The organism is Legionella sp. PATHC035 (assembly GCF_026191115.1).
Lineage (GTDB): Bacteria > Pseudomonadota > Gammaproteobacteria > Legionellales > Legionellaceae > Legionella.
Genome location: NZ_JAPHOT010000001.1, coordinates 508,421 through 527,465, shown reverse-complemented (window position 1 = coordinate 527,465; position 19,045 = coordinate 508,421). Strand labels below are relative to the sequence as shown.

Genomic DNA, 19,045 nt, shown 5'->3' with positions numbered 1-19,045 from the left:
AATTATAACGCAAAATGGTTTTTTAATCACCAATTAGGAATGAATTAATTCTTATGAGATTGGATGATTGAGCTTGAAGTATTATCTTATTTTTTTGAACAATTTTATTGGACTTTTGAATAGCCTATTGGATATTTTTCTTGCCCAGACGGCTATGGCGTGAGTTAAGAAACGTCAAGGGGGCCTAATGATCGCTCATTGACTATGGAATCAATTTCAATTCAGTATTGGGCTTAAATTTTTTACATTAATAAATTGACATCAACAAACCATCTCTTTAGCATGGGCAAAAACTAAACGCAATGAGGGATGTATGTTAGGATTAATCAGTTTAGATGAGATTAGCTATGTACTTAATGATCGGGATGATCCCAATCATTTATTGTCAGGTGAAGCAAAAAGATTTATTGAGATTTATAAAAAGCGTCCAGGCTTTTTTATGCCTTATCAAGATGGTAAAGAATTTGTTGGCGGTTTAATCGCGCCGGTTATTTATCCGTTAGGATTTGCGGCTTTAGGTTTAGTTGGAATTATAGCGGGCGTGGTTTTGCCTTTTGCTGCCCTGGGAAGTTGGTTTGTTGGCATAGGGGCTGGAGTATTGGGTTACACTCAATTACATAATGATGCGCTTACTGCTGCCAGCCAATGCTTATCTTTTACCGGTTATGTGCTTGCAAACGCAGCATCAAGCCTTTTATTGGCGGTTTTGAGTATTCCATGCTCTTTAATCACGTTGGCTACTCGTAGTCTCGCTACCGTCGGTGCTGATGTCCTTGAATGTATGAATGAGGCATCTACTACTGAAATCCAGACTAGTATGCTTATTTAAGATAAACAAAAAATTCCCTCTTGTTGTGGACTTTGTGAATAGCTTGGAAAAATATGATCACTGCAAAAAAATATTTGTCATTCCTGAGAAGGAACCAATCAAATGGGACATAAGTCCAACTGATGAATGAATTCCCCTTGTGGGATTGATCTTAAATTCAACAAAGCTCGCTTTGGGAGAAAGGCGGGGAGGAGGATATTGATGCTTTATTTACTCGGTGAAAAAGAACTCTATTACATTCTTGATGGACAAACCATTAAAGAGATCAAAAATAGATCGGTTGAAACGTACAGAAAGCGCCCTGGTTTTTTTACTCCCTATGAAAATATTTGTGAGTTCGGAGGCGAATTAATTGCTCCAGGTTTTTATCCATTTTGTGGCCTTGTTCTCTCTGGATTTTCTGCATTTGCTTTTATGGCTGCGGCTGTTGCTAGCATGGGGACATACCTTATTGCTGCCGGCGCTGACTTATTTGGTGCTACAAAGCTCCGAAACAATGTACTTGAATTAGCTGGATTTGCACTCTATTTTACCGGAGTAGCTCTCTTAACATCTGCTGTGGGTGCTTTACTGGCTATTATAAGTTTTCCTCACAGTTTACTCTCTTTAGCGACTCGCTCAATGAGTACATTAATTGCTGTAAGTTCCGAAACTTCTGATGCAAAAGAATCAGTATCAGAGATGATCGCCGTTGAGAGGAACACAGATGAGGAGTGTATGAGGGGATATTGTCTTGCTTAACTAAGCCCTTTTTTTCGGATGGTCCGCTTCTCGTTGTAAATAATGTTCTATCGTTTTTAATTCCATTTTAACGCGAGTAATTTTTTCGTTTAATTTACTTTCGAGTTCGTGGCAGTTTTTAAGATCTCGAGTCATCGCTTCTTTTCTTTCTTGCTGCTGCATGACGAAATTAAGCCAATTGATTTCAATTTCCGGATTCATCGTCAGGGAGTTGGGGATAGTTTGATCGATTTGCTCTTCAATATGTTGAATTTGATGTTCGAGCTCTTGCTTTTGGTGTTGCACTGCATGTAAATGCAAATCAAGATCATTGAATTGTTTGTTTAATTTGTTTATTAGGCAAACGAGTGACTTATTCATTGTAAGACTGGAGTTCATTTTCAATTCATGTATTTGATCTAAGGTTCTATTTCAAAGCCTAAAATTATACAAGGTAAATATTTAAAGTTCTGATTTAACCAAACTGATACAACGAAAACAACCCCCCATAAGAAAATTGAAGAAAAATCTGCTCTAAGTGATTGATATCAAATTATTTTGATTTAAATCATTTTGAATTCAAAATGTGATTACTATGATTGTTAATTGTTCATTTAAGTTGTTAGAATACACACAAAATTGCCTGCTCAAAGGGATACCTAATGAAAGAAATCACCTTAACCGCCATTTTTGAAGGAACTATCTACGAAATTGAAAAACCTCATACCCATTTGCATCGGGTTTTGATGCAGGATTGTAGGGGAGAACGTATCTGCTCAGCCAAAGAGGTTAATCAAGATAAAGATGCTACTCATTATAAAATGGGTTTTAATGGTTGTGGTATTGATTATGGTTACAAAGGGGTTTTATTTGGTGTGGGATTGGAGGAGCAAAGTGATCAGGTTGTCGAGGTGGTCAAAAAGCTCATTCAAGACGGATATAAAGTAAAGTTAAACTGCATTGGCTTAAGTCGAGGTGGTATTGCAGCGATTTTGGCAACCCTCAAATTATCCCAAATTGATCGCTTTCATCTGGAAACGAATTTGCTTCTTTTGGATCCTGTACCAGGTAATTTATTTTACACTGCTTTTTTGGATTTTTTTAACTATTCATTGGCTAATCGTGCGGTTGATTTATCTCGCTCTAAAAATTTAAATTATGTCGAAACACTTTATCCCTATCTTGAGGTAGGTGATGATACTGGCGAATTTGTGGATCAACTTCTTGCTAAATTCCATATACCTATAAGACCTACTTATCCCAAACATTGTGAAGTGAGAGAAGAGGTTATTTTGGGAGCTCATTTAAGGGCTTTCCAGGATCTTAAAAAAGACAATGATGCGAAACATTTGATTTATGGGGTTGATGTCATTCCTGTAATCAGGAAACTCAGTAGAGCAATTATGTACCAATTCTTGGGCCGAGTGGGCAGCTTGGCAAATTTGGGAGAAAATGTTGAGCAATCTGAGATCATTAACGAGTTTGAACGAGAGCGAATTAAATGGACACAAACTCTGACCAATATTATTAAAAATATTATCCCTAAAAGTAGAAATTTACATTCTCAGGATGGTTCAAAAATAACAGTTTCAAATACCGCAAAATATCTAAATAAAACGCACCGTGAACTCGTTGATACAACGTCTCATGATCCCGATGAATTATGTTTAAAAGTAGAACCGGAACGAATCCATTTAGAAAAGAAAAAAAATCAATTAACCCAAGCAGACTTATCTGATTTAATAGAGGTTATTCAAAATAATATGACCATTGAAAGCAAACAAGGTAAAAAGGGACAACTATTAATTAAAATGAAAACTGAGCTGGAACATGGAGCATTTTATAGTGAAGAGCAGTTGAGTTTTATACTTAGGGACATCCTCGCAATTGCATTGCAAAGAGACCGGTACAGCTATAGTTTTTATAAGACAACTGCCTCTGGTTTAGCACTGGTTGAGGCGTTGAATCAATCGAGATTTAATGCAATCAAAGAGTTGATGCAATCTGATGATAAGCCAATTGAATACGCTGATCTCAGTGCTTATGTGTTGGGTAGAGCTGATCCAGTCCATTTCAATAGTCAAGATCGGGATATAAATCTTTCTCAAGTGGAGCGGCATGGGTTAGGAGAAGACGGATACAGTCTGCTGATTTAGAATCTTGTTGAGCGGTGCAGCTCAAGATATCAGTCAAATAGCGAAGACAATCAGGGAAGAAAGCAATGCAACTAAAGAAAAAAATGAGAATATTATTTTATGTTATTAAAAGACTGCGTCGTGTTTTTTCAACAGAACTATTCCGTTTTTTTGTTTCAGTAGGGTTGGCGGAATGTTCCGCAGGTTGAAGGAATGGTGGTGTGAACGCATCATACGTCACTCACTGATAAGGAATGATGAGTGGAATGAGGCATTTCAAAATTTATTTTTATTGAGACGCTTGAGTGAGCAAGAAAAGATAAAACTAAAGCGATTAGCCATTTTGTTTCTTTATTACAAATCATTGGAGGGGGTTGGCGATCTGCAGATAACGACTCCTATGCAGTTAAGTATCGCGTTACAGGCATGTCTTCCTATTTTGAATCTTGGCCTTGATTGGTACGAGGGTTGGGTTTCAGTCATAATATATCCCGGGGCATATTCACGCGAAAACAAAGTAATCGATGAGTTTGGAATAGAACATTTGGGGAGAGCTCATTTAAGCGGGGAATCATGGCAACGTGGGCCTGTTATTATTTCTTGGGACGATGCACAACATCATGGTGGACTTAATGGCCGTAATGTGGTGATCCATGAGTTTGCTCACAAGTTGGATATGCGAAATGGTCGAGCGAATGGATTTCCTCCACTTCATAAAGGAATGTCTGCGACACATTGGGCTGAGGTTTTTAATTCAGGTTACAATGATTTGGTCAATCGACTCCAACAAAATGAGCCTATTCCGATTGATCCCTATGCGGCTACCTCACCATCTGAATTTTTTGCAGTGTTTTCTGAATTATTTTTCGAAAAACCCGAAATAATAAAACACTATTATCCTGAGATTTATTCTTTACTTGCCCAATTTTATCGTCAAAATCCGCTGAGAGAGCATTGTAGTCTGGTTACATCTACCCAAGAGTGAGGTTCTGGTCGATTCATTAAGATTTCGGTTGAGCGAAAGCCCAACCGAGTCAAAATTACCAACTGAATGTATACCGTGTTTCCTTGGAGCTCCATCCATCAGTCACGTAGACTTCAAGCATTCGTTCCGAAATGAGATTAAATTCGATTATTGAGCCCCAATAGGGATTATGAAACTCAAAACCTTGTTTTGTCTGCCCAGTTGTTAGTTTGCAAGACAGCTGCCTCGGTTCGGGAGCACCAAGACCATCGCCATAGCTTAAATCCAATTGCGTCGAACCCTGTGAGTTCCCCACAGAAGCCACTGCATTCAACCAATTGCATTCAATTTTTGCAGATTGAGCATTTTGGTTTTTAAGTTTAAGACAGCTTCTATGTGTACTAATACATGGTTTGGCAAAACTTGTACCAGCGAGTAAACCCATCAAAAGAAAAGCGTAAAATTTAGTCATTTTTATACCTAATCAGTTAGGGTGTGTGATGTTTTTATCATTGTTATTAAATTGTTGTCAATGATTTCAAGTAATGACTATTTATTGAAAAACCAAAAAATAAGCGTAATAACCCGACTAATAAGGATGCAGCGAGTACTAGAGAAATAAAAAGTGAAGTTGTTTTTCTGAATGATGCATCAGCTGGTAATTTCCCCAGTCCCATTTTTTTATAAATGCCCCCAAAATACCGGTTATCAGTAAAAATCACGCCATTAATGATTAAGATTTTTGCGGTCGTAAAATGAAATCGGAATTCAATAAATAATCGATTTTATAATAGACGATCTTCAGATAATATTCTTTATTACAATTCGCAGCAGAATTTTAACAGCAAGGAAAAAGGATGAAACAAAATATTTCAATGTACTCGGCTTCGGTACCGGTTTTCAAACAAATGCTTACGGCATTAAACGCAATTTTGGAAAAAACACAATCCCATATTGATCAAAATAAAATGGATCCCAACGTTTTTTTACAAGCAAGCCTTTTCCCAGATATGTTCAATTTCACGCGTCAAGTACAGATTGCGACTGATTTTGCTAAAGGTGTTGCCGCTCGTTTGGCAGATATGGAAGTGCCTGCTTTTGAAGATAATGAGAAAACATTTTTTGAATTACGTGGCCGTATCGAAAAAACCCTGTTCTTTCTTTCCAGCATTCTTCCAGAACATATTAATGGCAGTGAGACGAGACAGATTATTATTCGTCCGGGAACACCAAAAGAACGTAAATTTGATGGTCAAACCTATCTGTTACATTATGGAATACCACAATTTTTCTTTCACATGACTACAGCCTATGACATCTTAAGAAGTTTGGGTGTTACTATTGGAAAAATGGATTATATGGGAACATTTTAAAATTGCAGGTTGAGGAAGAGTGCTAAAAATTGGCGCGAAGCGAGAAATCCTGCGAGTAGCTTCTCGCGACTCTTAAGATGACAGGAGGAGCGATCTCCTCCTGCATTAAGCTACATAGAGCATTAGAACGCTGATACTGCTGTACTTTTAACATCCTCTAATTCGAATTCTCCAATAGGCCCTTCTTTTCCACATATCATTTCTTCTTCATGAGTTAAGAGCGCTTCATAGCGTAATAATTCACTTGTTTTGAAGAATCGGCGCGTCTGATAGCGTGATTTTTTGATTTCCTCATCTGCAATTTTATTAATAGCTGGCTCTGTTTCTTGAAGTTCCTTATCGATCATTGCAACATGTTGTTTCGCTTCTTCAACAAGATGAGCTGCCATATGGTGTTTAATCTGCTCAACAAGTTCAGATATAAACTCGCTTCTTTTTCTATCCAACAGATCGTCATTATCGCTTATTGCATCCATACATTCGGTTTCTTCGCCTTGAAATTCACTTAAAGTTTCACGAAGTGTTTCCAAGTATTTGTCAAAGGTTTGGACGTTTTTTTCTAGAAAATGGTTTTTAGCCTTTAACATATACCATTCCCAAGAGGGGCAATTAGACTCTTGCATACGGTCTTGTCCTGTTTTAATGAGATTTTGCGTGTCTGATTTTTCTTTTTCCTGTAAACGGATTTGTTCTTGAATATCCCCGATTTTACTTCGAATTCCCCCAAGATTAATTTTCAGCTTGGACTGTTCATCAAGAAGGGCAGTAAAACTTCCATCAGGTTCTTTACCCAAAAGCCCTCTGAGTTGATTCAGATTTACAGGGCTTACGTGCCAATTCAACTGTTTCAATTCATCGACATGTTGCAGTTTTTTTTGAATGAATTCAGGGAAATCATTGTGATCGATTTTGAGTTGATTCCAATCTCGATCTAAAAGTTCTTTGAGTTTGAATAATCTCTCAAATTCGGGACGCTTTCGTGCAGGAAGCGTTTCAATCGCTTTGGCATCAGATAAATTAAGAAGATTATTTTTATTCTCTTCAAAAACTGTTTTAACTCTTCGTAATTCATTTCGTTCCGCTTCAACGCGTTCAAGGAAAGAGGATTCATATCCAGTAAATCCTTGTTGCAATCGTTCATCTTCGATTTGTAATTCTATATAAGTTTGGATGCCATCAGTACCACTTTGGATACGTACATGCTCTGGATTTACCCTCAATAAGTTGGCAAACTGTTTTTGTTTTTGTGCAAATAGACTCTCCTGTACATCCTGATTTAGTCCATCCGGCTTACCCAATTCTCCTATTGAGTATGCGAGTTGTTTTTTCAATGCATTAAGTTGCTTTAGATAGGGCTGGTAGGCATTATAAGAACTAAAACGTTCGATCGCTTCATATAACTCATGCACCACATGACTGGGATTATCTTTACTCTGACGACTTATTTTAAGGAGTGTTTCTTTCAAATGCGTCCAAGTAGGGTCGACAGTCTTAAAGAAATAAGGGGATGTATTGCCCAAACAGTTCCGAAAAGCATTAATTTGATGCTCTGCAACAATTTTATCATGGCAGTTTTTTCTAAAATCCAGATCACAATGCGGGATGTTATTTAATGAATCAATTGCAGCAAGTGCATCGTTAATTACATTTCGAGGCGATGAGTGAATTATTGAAAACAGATACTTATCTTTTAAAACGGCTTTATGACGCTCAAGTGCTGAATAGAGCTCCTGTATTTTATCTTTATCCTGAGGGACATTATGTAACTCCTTAGCCAGATTATAAATTTCTAGGGCAGCATTTTTGGCTGCAGTTCGTTCGAAGTAAGCATGGAAGGGCTCTGGCTTTTTTTGTACCCAATCAAACTCATCGATTAGATATTCTGCCAATTTTTTCATTATTTCTTCGTCATAGGTCTTTTTCAAAGTGTCTAAACTCTCGTCTTCCGGCAAGCCTAAGTTTCGATAAAGAGTAGAAAAGGAAAGTACCAGGCCCTGTACTTTAAACTGTTCAACGAGTGAAAAATTGTTTAACTGACTACAGTAGCTTAAGATTAAAGGTTTGACTTTGGATAATAACTTAATGGGCTCATCATCTGACTCCATTAATTTTTTTTGATAAAATTGGATGATGCTTTCAGTAACTTCTTGTTTTTCCTCACTGCGCCATACTCTGTTTTTTTGTTCAATGAGTTTATTTATTGCCTTTCGAATAATTTCAGGTACAAATGAACCATTTTGAGACGTATTTTTAGGGAAAAGTGTTTCTATAGCCTCTGGACAAACAGTACAAAATGCTCCAGCCAAATAAGGTAAAACTTGTTTACTTTGCGCTAACTGTAAACTTTTTTTGGTTTGGTCAGAAGGCTGGGTATATTCGAGCACGGCTCCTGCTTTATCCGCAATAATCGTTTCAAGATTTTGGTACATTAAAGCTTTGGCTCCAGCTGAAAACTGTTTTCCTTTTTGTTGCAGCTTTGTTTGAATATTTAATTCTTGAGAGAAATCTAACTGTTTTAAAAACTTAAGTCTTAGGCCTTGCTCATAACTCATGTGAGATGCCTTCTCTGCTTTAGCTGCCCATTTTTCTTCAAGAGCAGTTCCCCAAAGTCTGCATGCTGACTTTTTAAATTGTTCAATACTTTCAGTCAGGGAGTTCTCGGTTACATTGGTATCTTGAGAACGGGTTAATTCACTCAAAAGTGTTTCGCGCCATTGGTAGAGCTCAAATTTGATTTGAAGTTTGTCCGGGTAAAGTTCACAAATTAAGCTTTCCCAGGCTTCAATTTGTTGCATCAGTATCTGTTGCGCTTCATCAATGGCCTGGGTATATATCCTATCTACAGTTGCTTGTAATTTGATTTTATTTCTTACTGCTTCAACTGATTGTTCGTTTATACGGTGCCGAGTCCACGGGAACACATAATAAAGAAACTGATCGAGTAAATTCTGAGGCGGCTTCACTTGATAGATTGGCAACCATTCACCTGGTTTTCCATTACGTGCAGCACGACCACCGATTTGAGTAGTCATTCTTTCGGTATCAGGGTAAGTTTGAATGACAAATAAGCCTTTAGGGTGATTCCCTGGATTGATATCTATACCTTTTGCAAGCATCGCTGTCCCAACAGTAATGGTATTCACTTTGCCTGCCTGTTCGATGAGTTTCTCGAGTTGTTCCGGAGATTCCTTACCGGTAATCACTTGGATTATGAATCCTTGCTTTTCGTATTCTTTTAAACTGTTACCAATCGCTTGGGCTTCATCAAAATCTTCACTCACAATTAGAATGGGTTGCGTTTGAGTGTAGCTCCACTCTTCAATGGCCTCTCTTCTTTCTTCAAAAAATTTTTGCTTTTGCTCATGGGTCTGAATCTCTTCATTGGGATTCTTAATCTCTAATTTTACTTTTGTAACCGGACACTTAATTTTATTGAAGGTCTCATGTATGGCTTTGATTGTCCCTTCCCGATCGGAAGTAAAAATCGGATCATGATTGATACGCTTGTCTCCAGCATGCGGTGCTACGCTGACTGCCTGGATTCCCAAAGATGTAGCCAAACTTTCAAGCTCACGTTTATCTCCCGGAGTTGCTGAGATTCCCAGTAAACGTCCTAAGGTCTTCTGGAAGAATTTGATTAAACCTTGTGCCGATTGACTCGCAAGTACTGAGGGAACTGGATCGATAAAAATATACTGGGCTTGATCTTTGCGTTCTGCTTTAAGTCGAGCCTGTAACGCTTGTTGTACTTCTTCAGTGAAAATTGAACCAAGCTTAGGTGTGCTGCGAATTAAAGGAACACAGGCAATTTTTTTTATGGTCTCATGACCTGTCTCATCTTTTTCTTTGACAGGTTGCATTATGAAATGTTTGTTTTCCACTAAAGTAGCAGCGATGCAGCTGGCATGGATCCATTGTTTGAGTTGGGTATTACTTGATGCCATCAAATAATTTTGTTTATCCACATCGCCATTAAATTGTTCGTTGATTTGTTTACTTAGAAATATACGAAATTGATCGAGATCCTCATCTTCGTCCCAGGCAGGATTCGTCTTACGGAATGCAGGAAGATTAACAAATTGATAGGCAAGGGGATATACCCATTGGGCAGGGTTGTCACCATGTGCTGCCTCGGCTTCAGCAACGAGTTTATAAAGGGTTAACTGATCTAAAAGTGCATCGTCACATTCGTCTAAAACAATATGTACAGGTCCCTTCGGTTTCAGTAAATCTTCATTTCCATCTATTTTTGCAGCTAAATGAAAACTGGCCATATCCTCAACTGTGGAGCAGTTAATTCCTCCATGGATAAAATTTTTCGTTGGTGTATTACTTTGAATCAGTGCTGTTCGAATTCCCAAAAAATTAAAAAAAGGCTCACAGCTGTTCTCATAATCTCGAATCAGAAGAGTTGGATTAGCAGTCCATTGAACCACAGTACCACCTTGTGCCCACTGAAGCACAGAGAGCATTGGTGTATTAATACTTTTTCCTTCCCCAGTTTTGATACGCATTAATAAATTGGAGGAGGGATCCTTTAAGGCAAGTAATAATACAAGCATTTGTGTCGTATTTGGGAATAAACCTGTCGTTCGAAAGTAGATTTCTCGTAAATAAGCTAAAAGTTCGAGATAGGTTTCTTCAACTTGCTCTGGATTAATTGTTTTTGAGCGTAATTGTTGAAGTAGAGTGCCGGCTCGTTCTTTTAAATCATGGCGTGAACAGGCGGTTAATTTTTTTAGTCCTGTGAAATTATTGGGATTTAAGGGGTCGGTGTATCCTAATGTTTCAATATAAGTTAATTGTTTGGCAAGCTGCATTTGTAATGCATGCGGGAAATCGGTTTCATGAAGTAAGTCTTGTAAACTGAGTAGTGCGTCTTTTATTCGATCCGTTGCAAACTGCTTCGCCAAATCTCTTTGTTCACCCGCTTTAGCAAAAGGATTGGTGTCGAAGCTCAAACAATAAGCACGAATTTGTTCAGAGTCATGAGCACTCAGTGCTAAGTTGAGACTTTGAGTATTAGGGTAGGGCTTCGTTGCAAATAATTTAAGGACTCGATCAACTTCCACCGAAGGCCGCCTTCCCAAACCTTGAGTGAGCTCTAACAAGGCCGGAAGATTCACTGTGGAGTCTTTTTTATTGTTTGCTAACCCACACAAGATGGTGGCAATTTTCACTCGATTCTCTGGATCAATTTGGGCTAATTGTTGGAGAATAAGAGGATAGGTGGTTAAATCTTGATCGGGTTTCTTGTGGGATACTTTATTGAGTAATGCAATGCATAGCTCTGCTTGGTTTTGATTTTGAGTCAAGAATAATTGGGTCTGTTGGATTAGGCCTTGAACCAGCTCAGAATTCGTACCAGATAATCCCACTAAAAATTGAATAATTTTCTTGATAATAGATGATTTAATCTCTTCAGGGAGATTGGACTTCTTGAATTGGTTTAATGCAGCAAGAGGAAAAGGGCTCGCATTTCTCAAATTGTGAGCAAGGCTCATTTTGAAGAACATGGTTTCTGTTTCGGGCTCAAGGTCAGCTATATGAAACAGATCCACTAGGCCATTGATGGCTCGTTCAATCGCGGTATCATCTGCAGTAGGATTTTCCTCTAAAGCTTGAGTTGTGAGCTTTAGATAAAGGTCCAGCTTTTCTGAACTGTCTTTGATTAATTTACCTGCTAAAATATGTTTTTGGGCATAATTTAAGCGTGTTAGAGCTCCTGTACTCAGTTGTTTGTAAATCTTATTGAATTGTTGTGGGTGTTGTGAGTTTATATCGATAAGCAAGTTGAGATAATTGGCAATCGACTCAATTTTATTTTTATAGTTTTGTAGCGCTATGTGTGAGGGAGCATTTTCATCGATTAAAGCTGCTTCATCAAGGATAGTTCGTTCAAAATCTGGATCTTGGGTATTGAGTTGATGTAATGTCTTTTTCAAAGCAGGCACTACTTTTTTCTGAATCAACTCTTCTTTGAAAAAGAAAGTTAAAGAGAGTGTCTCATTAAACTTTGCCATCCAACCAAGACAAGTCTCCAAATCCAAGTCTTTGACACTCTGCTTATGCTTGGGATTTTCAAAGAAGGCTCTCATTGGAGAAACAATTAAGTTGCTATGAACTGGCCCTAAGACAGCAGCAAAACCTGAGCCAGTGGTCTTATCAGTCTCTTTTCTTTTCCCAGTGAGTAGGAAACTTAAAATATATTCGCCTAGAGTTTTTACCTCGAGACCGACAATGTTAAGACCATAGGTTTCCTGAAGCAACTTAGGTTTTTCTTCTTCAAATTTTTTGAATTTTTCAAGAGCTTCTGAGAATTGAGGATTCGGTTTTTGTAATTCAGAAAATAAATCATTCACCGTATCAAAAAGTGGCATTAGTGTTTTATCTAATTTATCGCGCAATTGTTGAGGAACGATACGGCTTTGCAAATTCTTTTGGAGTTCGCTCTTCAGCTTGTCTACTTTAAATACAGCACTTCGTTTTTTAATTGCATCAGCTAAAGCATCAACAATTAAATCATCGAGTTTGGATATATCTCCATTACCAAGCACACAACCAGGTAAAAAATGTTTATCTATGATGAGTGCCTTTAACCATTCTTCTTGTTTTTCTGGAGTGTTGCATTCAGCAGGGATGAATATATCTTCTGAGCTGACAAATGTTTCCAGAAGAGACTGAATCTTATCGATTTTAGGTAATTCTTGTGACTTTGAGATATTGATTTGACTTAATGTACTCAGTAACGCGCTATGAAATTCCGGGCCTTTTGTATCCTGTATAGCCTTTATTGCTAATAATAAACGATCAATTTGATCATCAGCAAAATTGGGTTCATTAAGCTTTGCCAATACTTTAATGAGTTCTGGCGATAAGCTCTGACGTTTCTTTTGCAGCATTTCTGTAAATGATGCAATAGTTGATAGAGAAAATTGGTTGACTTCAGGTGCTGGATCTGTTTTTTGAATACGTTCTTGTAATGTAGTGAATAGTTCCATCCCTTCATTTTCCAAGCATGAAACCAGTGGTGTAATGAAATCATCTTTGATTTTTCTATCAGGGAATGCAGTTTTGAACTCAATACATTGGCTCATTAAGGTATTGATTTGGGCGAATGACAAGTTCGGCTTAAATTTAAAGGCTCGCGAAAATGCCTGCAATAAATCGGTACGATCATTTTGCTCCAAGCTTTGTAATGCATTAATGCAAAGACTTAAGGTATCTCTCCATTGGGCAACATTCAGGGGATCCTTATTTGAATAGGCACACGTTAAAATAAAAGTTAATTGATTTTTTTGAGCAGAGGTCCACGAATCGAGTTTTTCAATTTCTAAAAGTTGTGCCTGGATATCAGATAATCTAATTTCTGTTTTCCAATGTTGTCCCATATATCGAAATAGCCAAGGCTTAAGTTCGGGATCTTCATTGTTGAGTTGCACATAAATACGTTCCGGATCAGTAACACAATCCTCAGGTGTTTCAATTTGCATACACGCAGACACTTGTTTCAATTGCTCGGCATCTGATTTTTGCAGCATGGCATAATGTACGCCTGTTGAGCTCCAATTGAGATTCGACAATGAAAGGCATTGTTCCTGCGGATTTTTAGCGTGCTCTATAACATCCAGCACCCTATTTAATGTAAGGAGTATATGACCATCATGTCTGATGGGGCAGGGGTTAGGTAATGTTAGATTTTTTTCGGCAATCCGCGGAAGGAATATTTGTGTATAGGCTTCAAAAAAGACATTAAAATCGAAACTGTTTTTATCATAGTTTAAATGTGCAGCAACCAGGGTATTCCACCATTCTTTTTGTTCTGCAGGAAGCTGAGCTAATTTTTGAAGATTTTTAATTCCTCGAGCGCTCAAAAGAGCATTTTGTACCTCAGGAGTTTCGAGAAACTCAAGATTGATTTTTTTATTTAAACAGGCAGTAATGAGTCTGATTAAAACGATGGAATGTGCCTCACCCCCGAGTAGATATTGTTTGCAAAGAAACGGAATGATGAATTCATCCTGTTGTCGCAATTGAAGTAATGTTTTGATTTCATTTTCGTATAAAGGAAGCAATGTTAAAAAGGTATTCTTTTGATTAACTGAGTATGGGGTGTCTAAAAGAGCTGAAATGACTTGTTGAGAAAGCTGAGGTAAGAGCGCCGTTGCTTCTTCGAGTGAAGGCAAAACTAAAGTGTCTTGTTTTTTAAGTACCGGTGCTAAAGGAGAAGGAAGTTTTCTTGGTGTATCAGTATAACAAAATGCATTTTTGCTTTTGTCTATATAAAACCCTTTGGGGGGATTGTTTGGGATAATACCATCCCTAAAAGCATAGTGATGTTCTTTGATTACAGGAATAGCTGATTCTTGTACATTCTCGATGCCTAAGGCTCTAAGTTGTTTGACCAACTCGGGAAGCTCGAGAAGATCAATGGATACCAGGTGCAGATCGGGGCTTACCACATGTTCGCTCTGTTCTAAGTGAACAACTTTTTGTGAACCAGGAGGTTTAGGTAAAAGAATACTTTTTTGAATTTGGATACGCGGCCGAACCGCAGGCGACTTGGAATTCAATGCATATTTTAAAGGGTTGATCTTTGGAACGTTAGATGTATTTTTAAGTATCGTTTCTGCGGTTTTATTTAATACTGCGCGACGTGCATGGAGGGCGAGCTGCTTTGATACGGGTTCATTTTCTTTAATTTTGAAAATAAAGAGACGCTTGCGATCATCACTAACAAATGCTTTTAAAGCATCGACGTCCTTAACAGTGAGTTGTTGTGCTTCAAGATCAATTTCTAAGGGATTATAATTAACCTCTGTTTCATATGAAGTAATTAAATTTTCTAGTAAAGATTGCAGGTTTTTATTTTCTGAATATTGACGCACAAAATAGCTCCTTCTAGAATCAAAAAAATAGATAATACATCGTTATTCTTAACAGGAGATTAAGTGTTAGAAATGAAATGAATGTATTTTTAACCTGCTCATAACAAATTGTATTAAAATGATAATTAAATCACAAACTTTAATCAATATGCAAATTAATATTTCGCTTGTGGGCGAATCTTGTTAAAAAATTAGAAACTTTGAAAAAAAGTATCCTCCATAAAAATTTATCGAAACAACAGCTCAATGCAGTCCCACTACACTATATATAAACACATGCTATAATTAAGCTTAATTTGATTAAATTTTGTGCTTTATGGTGTATTGATGTTCTATCTCGGTGTGTTCGTTAGGAAATGTATTCATTGTAATGAAAGGGAAATCCATTTAAAACTCAAAGAGAATTCTTCATTGACCGAGCGCTTTAGTAACGAAAGACGCCATGTACTCGACTCAATTGTTGTAGAGTATCATCATGCTCCTTTAGAGCATTTTTTTTACGTCCTTCGGTGTTTTTTTAGCAGTCAATTGTCTCGTTCACCACGAAGCTTTAATTTCTCCCTCACACTCTTAGATTTTGATATTTACTCTAAACCCAATTTTTATTTTGGAGCATTGCAGGTAAAGACGATGATGTCCGCTATGGAATCTCGACTATTTGAATCTTTTGCTAAAGGGCATTTAGTGTGGGTCTGACTCAATTTAATGGTGTAAAAAATGATGCATAAATTGGTGTTTTCAACAGTGAGATAGAAATGAACGAATTACATTTGTACCGTTCTTTATCGCGTTCCGAAAAATGGTACAGTTTAGCCATAGTCTGGATTCCAGTTTTGGTGACAATTTATAGCATTGCTTCGGGAATGTTATTTAACATCCATTTAGGTACTTTAGTGCTGCTTTTGATTTGTTACAGCTGCACTGTGTTAGGGGTAACAGTTGGTTTTCATCGATTATTAACGCATCATTCATTTAAAGCGAACCGGTGGCTAAAAATAGTATTGACATGCTTTGGATGTATGGCTTACGAAGGAACTCCGTTCTTCTGGATAGCAGCGCATCGAAGACATCACAAGTACACAGAGACTGAATTTGATCCTCATTCACCTATCCCAGAAAAGACCAAGTCATTATATGGTCTCTATTATGCACACATGGGATGGATGTCTCAACATACATTAGAAAACTGGAGATACTACATTGGTGATTTGTTATTGGATCGAGATTTACGCTTCATCAACAAACATTATACCTTAATTGCTTTTTCTGGATTGATCATTCCAGGGGGCATTAATGGGCTGATGTATAGGGATTGGTACTCTTTTTTTGAAGGAATAATTGTTTGTGGGTTTTTCAGAGTTTTTTTCCAACAACATGTCACCTGGTCCGTCAATTCAATTTGTCATCTTTGGGGTAAAAAAGACTTTGATACACAGGATAACAGTAAAAATAACTGGATTTTTGCTCTCCTTGCATACGGTGAGGGTTGGCATAATGGACATCATGCGTTTCCAAGCTCAGCAAAACATGGATTAAAAAAATGGCAACTTGATATTTCATATTCGTTTATCTATTTCCTATTCCTAATTGGATTAGTCAATGGAATTAAACTCCCAACTGAGGAGCAGATAAAAAAAAAGTTTATAAAAAATAATGATTTATCTAGATAAAATTTCACTCTTCATTCCTTTAGTAAGACAGGTTATTGGCGCGTATCTTTTTTTTATCCTTAGTCTGTTAAATAGTCATTCCATCTTTTTATCGATTAAAAAGAAACTTCTTCATGAAAAATGTAAAATATACTTGACAGATCATGGGGAGCTCATTAAACTGCGAACCTAATTTTAGGGGTTATAGCTCAGCTGGGAGAGCGCTTGCATGGCATGCAAGAGGTCGGCGGTTCGATCCCGCCTAGCTCCACCATCAACATCTTTGATGTTGATGGGAAAAACGTTCAAGGTCCCCATCGTCTAGCGGCCTAGGACACTGCCCTTTCACGGCGGTAACAGGGGTTCGAACCCCCTTGGGGACGCCATTATTGGCATTTGAAGTTTTTAAATTGTAAGAAGATCCAGGTCCCCATCGTCTAGCGGCCTAGGACACTGCCCTTTCACGGCGGTAACAGGGGTTCGAACCCCCTTGGGGACGCCATGTCTATTGAATAGTTCATGGATTTTCTAATCATTCACCAAATCTAGACACACAAAAAAATTTAATCTGTCGTTTCATTTTAGTTTCTCTAAATGCCTCTTTTATTAATCTAAAAATGTTCTTCCCTGAATGTTTATAAAGATACTCGTGGTTTGACTCAGACGCACCCGATGTATTACTTTATTCTGAGCAAAAAGATCGCACGTTAATATTTCCTTAATCAATTTAAAATATAATCGGCCTCCAGCTATTTTTGGAGTAATATAAATGAAATTAAAATTTGATGGCTTTTTTGGCAAGAAAAATGATTCTTGCGTCATCATCCCTAAAATCAATAAAGGAAGCATTAATATAGATCGTGGTGGCTGTTTTGATAAACCCAGCATAAGCGTTACTGTGCCACATATTACTACGGATAATGAGGCGGTTTCTAAGCTCATCGCTAAAGAGCACACTTATACTTTTAAGTTTTAAATGTATAGCCCGGATTAGACAAAGTCGTAATCCGGGATGTTATATCCCCGTATGACGTTACGCTAATATGGTTACGTATGACGCCATTCCGATAACGCTTTTTCCTTAATCTTTATACAATCCTTTATTCACCTTGTTAGCAAGAGAAATTTGTTTAACGTACCCTTTAAAGTCGCTCGAAAATGGTTCTTGTATTAAACCCAAACAAACGTTCATGCATTCTGTAAGCATACTCATCCGTCATATTGGCCAAATAATCACAAACAACTCGATAGGCAATCGTTTCATCCTCAGCTTGTTTAAACAAAACTCGATTTTTGTTATCCAATAAACTACCAGGATTTGAACTGATGGCATCAAAGAGTCTAAGTACGACCGTTTGGCCTCCATATTCAAAAGTACGGGCTTCCTGGGAATCAATTACGTTATTGTAGATACATTGTTTTAAATAATTCAGAAGGGCATTTGCTTCGGGAGTAAGTGCCAAATTATATTTGAGTAAATTATTCTCAAACTGTTCATTGACTATGATGATTTGGGTTGATGTTATAAAATAATTAACCATTTCTCCTATAGTTTGTTTTCTTAAATAAAGATCCTGAGAAAAAAGTGAGTCGATTAACTCATTTTTACGTTTGCTTAATAGTGTATTGTCTAATAACTGTCTAAACTCCAACGTATCCAGATGAGAGGAATTGATAAGACGCAAATGAATCGCGTCTTCAAGATCATGAACTCCATAAGCGATATCATCGGCTATATCCATTATGGAGCAGTCAAAACTATGGTAAGCAGATTTTCCTGTTTTCGTACCATGTGGTTTTAGTGATAAAGATTGGAATAATTCTTTGTCATTATCCGAAAAAGGGGACAATAACCAATCAATCTCAGGTTGTTCACAATCAAAATAAGCTTTAGGTGGTAACCAGTCATTAATTTTGATGGTTTTATGAATGGATTCATGAACTGGAGGCTGTTTTGGGGCGACGACAGTAGAGCGTTTCACCGGGTATTTTAAAATACCCAACAATGCGCGTCGGGTTAAATCGAGACCGTAGGTTCCATAACTACTTTCAACCTTCGTGAGCAGTCGTAGAGTTTGTCCATTTGCTTCAAACCCTCCATAATTGCGCATCATATAATTAAGGGCTACTTCACCACCATGTCCGAAAGGCGGATGACCAATATCATGAAGCAGGCAAATAACAGAGATCAGATCATCATTAGGTAGTAAGCCTGCTAAAACAATATGCTTTTCTTGGTTCATTAAGAGGTTGTGTACGATACTGCGTCCAATGGAATCGACTTCCAGAGAGTGGGTTAGGCGAGTACGGTGGAAATCTCCTTCATCAGTCCCTAAAATTTGTGTTTTTCTTTGCAATCGTCTGAAGGCAGGACAGTGAATCACTCGTGTACGATCTCGTTCATAAGGATCTCGATGATCCAGATTTCCACGTTGATTTGTTTGTCCAGAACGTCGATGTGTCCACATAAGTTTTAGCCGTCTAAAT

12 protein-coding genes and 3 tRNA genes are annotated in these 19,045 nt (G+C 37.6%); 10 read left to right on the top strand and 5 right to left on the bottom strand.

Annotated elements, in window-relative coordinates; all coding sequences use genetic code 11:
- Positions 1-313 precede the first annotated feature (313 nt).
- Positions 314-829 carry a hypothetical protein gene (locus tag OQJ13_RS02400; RefSeq protein ID WP_265708927.1) on the top strand — a complete coding sequence of 172 codons (516 nt, stop codon included), beginning with the start codon at positions 314-316 and terminating at the stop codon, positions 827-829.
- A gap of 201 nt (positions 830-1,030) precedes the next feature.
- Entirely contained in the window at positions 1,031-1,570 is a 540-nt protein-coding gene (locus tag OQJ13_RS02395) for a hypothetical protein (protein WP_265708925.1), read from the top strand.
- On the opposite strand, the gene OQJ13_RS02390 is transcribed toward OQJ13_RS02395, so the two are convergent.
- Positions 1,571-1,948 carry a hypothetical protein gene (locus OQJ13_RS02390; protein WP_265708923.1) on the bottom strand — a complete coding sequence of 126 codons (378 nt, stop codon included), beginning with the start codon at positions 1,946-1,948 and terminating at the stop codon, positions 1,571-1,573.
- 263 nt (positions 1,949-2,211) lie between these two features.
- Here OQJ13_RS02390 and OQJ13_RS02385 point away from each other — a divergent pair, with 263 nt between their 5' ends.
- Together OQJ13_RS02385 and OQJ13_RS02380 are read left to right on the top strand one after the other, a co-directional pair.
- A complete protein-coding gene (locus OQJ13_RS02385) occupies positions 2,212-3,705 on the top strand; it encodes a hypothetical protein (RefSeq protein WP_265708922.1) in 1,494 nt (497 codons plus the stop codon).
- A gap of 172 nt (positions 3,706-3,877) precedes the next feature.
- Positions 3,878-4,669: a zinc-dependent peptidase gene (locus OQJ13_RS02380; protein WP_265708921.1), complete on the top strand. Its 792-nt coding sequence runs from the start codon at positions 3,878-3,880 to the stop codon at positions 4,667-4,669.
- A 55-nt stretch (positions 4,670-4,724) separates the two neighbouring features.
- Here the strand turns inward: OQJ13_RS02380 and OQJ13_RS02375 are convergent, their stop codons facing one another.
- Both OQJ13_RS02375 and OQJ13_RS02370 read right to left on the bottom strand, forming a co-directional pair.
- Positions 4,725-5,120, bottom strand: coding sequence for a hypothetical protein (locus OQJ13_RS02375; RefSeq protein ID WP_265708920.1), 396 nt, complete (start codon positions 5,118-5,120; stop codon positions 4,725-4,727).
- A 77-nt stretch (positions 5,121-5,197) separates the two neighbouring features.
- Positions 5,198-5,293: a DUF2905 family protein gene (locus OQJ13_RS02370; protein ID WP_265711872.1), complete on the bottom strand. Its 96-nt coding sequence runs from the start codon at positions 5,291-5,293 to the stop codon at positions 5,198-5,200.
- 212 nt (positions 5,294-5,505) lie between these two features.
- On the opposite strand from OQJ13_RS02370, the gene OQJ13_RS02365 reads away from it, so the two are divergent.
- On the top strand, positions 5,506-6,021 hold the full coding sequence (locus tag OQJ13_RS02365; RefSeq protein ID WP_265708918.1) for a DUF1993 domain-containing protein: 516 nt from the start codon (positions 5,506-5,508) through the stop codon (positions 6,019-6,021).
- A 122-nt stretch (positions 6,022-6,143) separates the two neighbouring features.
- Here the strand turns inward: OQJ13_RS02365 and OQJ13_RS02360 are convergent, their stop codons facing one another.
- Positions 6,144-14,909, bottom strand: a complete 8,766-nt coding sequence (locus OQJ13_RS02360; protein ID WP_265708916.1) for a hypothetical protein — start codon at positions 14,907-14,909, stop codon at positions 6,144-6,146.
- Positions 14,910-15,664: 755 nt separating this feature from the next.
- On the opposite strand from OQJ13_RS02360, the gene OQJ13_RS02355 reads away from it, so the two are divergent.
- From OQJ13_RS02355 to OQJ13_RS02335, 5 genes are all read left to right on the top strand, one after another.
- Positions 15,665-16,579 carry an acyl-CoA desaturase gene (locus OQJ13_RS02355; RefSeq protein WP_265708915.1) on the top strand — a complete coding sequence of 305 codons (915 nt, stop codon included), beginning with the start codon at positions 15,665-15,667 and terminating at the stop codon, positions 16,577-16,579.
- A 177-nt stretch (positions 16,580-16,756) separates the two neighbouring features.
- Positions 16,757-16,832, top strand: a tRNA-Ala gene (locus tag OQJ13_RS02350).
- Positions 16,833-16,868: 36 nt separating this feature from the next.
- Positions 16,869-16,944 (top strand) — tRNA-Glu (locus tag OQJ13_RS02345).
- A 40-nt stretch (positions 16,945-16,984) separates the two neighbouring features.
- Positions 16,985-17,060: transfer RNA gene (locus OQJ13_RS02340), tRNA-Glu, on the top strand.
- Positions 17,061-17,327: 267 nt separating this feature from the next.
- Positions 17,328-17,534, top strand: a complete 207-nt coding sequence (locus OQJ13_RS02335) for a hypothetical protein (RefSeq protein ID WP_265708913.1) — start codon at positions 17,328-17,330, stop codon at positions 17,532-17,534.
- Between the two features lie 166 nt (positions 17,535-17,700).
- Here the strand turns inward: OQJ13_RS02335 and OQJ13_RS02330 are convergent, their stop codons facing one another.
- Entirely contained in the window at positions 17,701-19,026 is a 1,326-nt protein-coding gene (locus OQJ13_RS02330; protein WP_265708911.1) for an anti-phage deoxyguanosine triphosphatase, read from the bottom strand.
- Between the last annotated feature and the right edge of the window lie 19 nt (positions 19,027-19,045).

Bases quoted from the DNA above. Each gene is read 5' to 3' on its own strand.
- OQJ13_RS02400 (WP_265708927.1), top strand. From the start codon at position 314: ATGTTAGGATTAATCAGTTTAGATGAGATTAGCTATGTACTTAATGAT.
- OQJ13_RS02395 (WP_265708925.1), top strand. From the start codon at position 1,031: ATGCTTTATTTACTCGGTGAAAAAGAACTCTATTACATTCTTGATGGA.
- OQJ13_RS02390 (WP_265708923.1), bottom strand. From the start codon at position 1,948: ATGAACTCCAGTCTTACAATGAATAAGTCACTCGTTTGCCTAATAAAC.
- OQJ13_RS02385 (WP_265708922.1), top strand. From the start codon at position 2,212: ATGAAAGAAATCACCTTAACCGCCATTTTTGAAGGAACTATCTACGAA.
- OQJ13_RS02380 (WP_265708921.1), top strand. From the start codon at position 3,878: ATGTTCCGCAGGTTGAAGGAATGGTGGTGTGAACGCATCATACGTCAC.
- OQJ13_RS02375 (WP_265708920.1), bottom strand. From the start codon at position 5,120: ATGACTAAATTTTACGCTTTTCTTTTGATGGGTTTACTCGCTGGTACA.
- OQJ13_RS02365 (WP_265708918.1), top strand. From the start codon at position 5,506: ATGAAACAAAATATTTCAATGTACTCGGCTTCGGTACCGGTTTTCAAA.
- OQJ13_RS02355 (WP_265708915.1), top strand. From the start codon at position 15,665: ATGAACGAATTACATTTGTACCGTTCTTTATCGCGTTCCGAAAAATGG.
- OQJ13_RS02335 (WP_265708913.1), top strand. From the start codon at position 17,328: ATGAAATTAAAATTTGATGGCTTTTTTGGCAAGAAAAATGATTCTTGC.
- OQJ13_RS02330 (WP_265708911.1), bottom strand. From the start codon at position 19,026: ATGTGGACACATCGACGTTCTGGACAAACAAATCAACGTGGAAATCTG.